Below are 475 nucleotides of genomic sequence, written 5' to 3' on the forward strand. Positions count from 1 at the left end.
CGACGACGTGATCGTCAACGAGGCCGCGCCAGATGCGGCGCTCGATACCCGCATCGACGCGCTGCACGCGCATTACCTCGCGCTGGCCGCATCGAAGTCCTGAACGTTCCCTGGCCCGCCGGGCCGGGCCCGCGCGGGATCGAGCAAGCGCCACGCCTGCGCGAATCCCTGCGCAAGGCGCGATTGCGACGCCTGAGCGTGGGCATTAGAATGTCCAGCAATTCCGGTCCTTTGTCCCAACGCCCGAGGCGAGCGCGCTTGATCCTTTACGAGTATCCGTTCAACGAACGCATCCGCACCTTGCTGCGCCTCGAAGACCTGTTCGAGCGCCTGGCGTTCTTCCTGTCGCAGGAAGATCCGAGGGAGCATCACGTGGCGCTGACGACGCTGTTCGAAATCGCGGAAGTCGCGGGTCGGGCGGATCTCAAGTCGGACCTGATGAAGGAACTGGAACGCCAGCGGCAGACGCTCGCGC

At 65.3% G+C, this 475-nt stretch carries 1 protein-coding gene; it reads left to right on the top strand.

The features are described from left to right. Positions 1-258: 258 nt before the first annotated feature. Positions 259-475 (top strand): cell division protein ZapD (zapD, locus tag FQ746_RS31920; RefSeq protein WP_144113807.1); only part of this gene is annotated, 217 nt, incomplete at its 3' end.

It is taken from the genome of Paraburkholderia sp. BCC1886 (genome assembly GCF_900996245.1).
GTDB lineage: Bacteria > Pseudomonadota > Gammaproteobacteria > Burkholderiales > Burkholderiaceae > Paraburkholderia.